Annotated in this window: 3 protein-coding genes and 1 pseudogene; all 4 read left to right on the forward strand. The window is 47.7% G+C overall.

Features of this window, described 5'->3' with window-relative positions; all coding sequences use genetic code 11:
* The first annotated feature begins 19 nt into the window (after positions 1-19).
* Positions 20-157, forward strand: coding sequence for an excisionase (locus REG_RS11365; RefSeq protein ID WP_087943415.1), 138 nt, complete (start codon positions 20-22; stop codon positions 155-157).
* Between the two features lie 15 nt (positions 158-172).
* Positions 173-478, forward strand: coding sequence for a phage integrase Arm DNA-binding domain-containing protein (locus REG_RS14325; RefSeq protein ID WP_006705105.1), 306 nt, complete (start codon positions 173-175; stop codon positions 476-478).
* Positions 454-612: pseudogene (locus REG_RS14675) on the forward strand (site-specific integrase); the annotation flags it as partial. The gene REG_RS14325 and the pseudogene REG_RS14675, both read left to right, overlap by 25 nt.
* The coding region (locus tag REG_RS14330) for a tyrosine-type recombinase/integrase (protein WP_339739408.1) at positions 613-899 on the forward strand (287 nt) is incomplete at its 3' end. It abuts the pseudogene before it with no gap.

Genomic DNA, 899 nt, shown 5'->3' on the forward strand with positions numbered 1-899 from the left:
CCAACCCCGCCCGCGTTGCATGGAACAAGTACGCCGATGGGTACGCTCTGGTGTCATACAACCACCCCCTCGGCTCGATGGCCGAGAATACCTCGTCAAGGCTGATGCCGTGAAAATCGACCTAACAACCCCGCAAGTTACGCCAGAAAGCGCTTAATGGAGAAACTATATCATGGCACGTAAAAGAAAGCCGGATAACCGAGATTTGCCGCCCAATCTGTATGTGCGCAATAACGGCTATTATTGCTACCGAGACCCACGGACGGGTAAAGAATACGGCGTAGGTAGCGTGAAACGCATGGCGATCAACGAAGCCGTTGCGATGAATATGCAGATTTTTGACCAACGCCATAGCCTGGTAGACAGAATCAACAAGGTTAACACGCTGTCAGTGACGGAATGGATAGCCAGATTTAAAGAAAAATTGCATCAACGTGGCCTTCGTCCAAAACGATTCAAGAATATCAGAAAAGATTAGAGCCCGTCGCCCGTGCTTTTGCTAATAAAACGCTGAATACCCTTACTACCAAAGAGATTGCTGAATTTATAAACAGTTACAGCAATCAAGGTAAAACCACCACCGCTAAATTAATCTGCAGTTTGTTGATCGATATGTTTAATGAGGCTATTGCAGAAGGGCATTTGGCAACTAATCCGGCTACAGCGACAAAAAGCCCTCGTGTACAGGTACAGCGTGAACGCTTATCACTGGAAGATTTTCTGGTGATTAGAGGGGTGGCAAACAAACAGCAGCCGTGGGTAGCGCTGAGTATGGATTTAGCCTTGCTGACGGGTCAGCGAATGGGAGACATCCGGCAGATGCAGTGGAAAGATATTCATGACGGGAAATGGTGGTTACAGCAACAGAAGACAGGGATGAAATTGGCGATACCGTTAAC

The sequence above is a fragment of the Candidatus Regiella insecticola LSR1 genome, from assembly GCF_000143625.1.
Taxonomy (GTDB): Bacteria; Pseudomonadota; Gammaproteobacteria; order Enterobacterales; family Enterobacteriaceae; genus Regiella; species Regiella insecticola.

Bases quoted from the DNA above. Each gene is read 5' to 3' on its own strand.
- REG_RS11365 (WP_087943415.1), top strand. From the start codon at position 20: ATGGAACAAGTACGCCGATGGGTACGCTCTGGTGTCATACAACCACCC.
- REG_RS14325 (WP_006705105.1), top strand. From the start codon at position 173: ATGGCACGTAAAAGAAAGCCGGATAACCGAGATTTGCCGCCCAATCTG.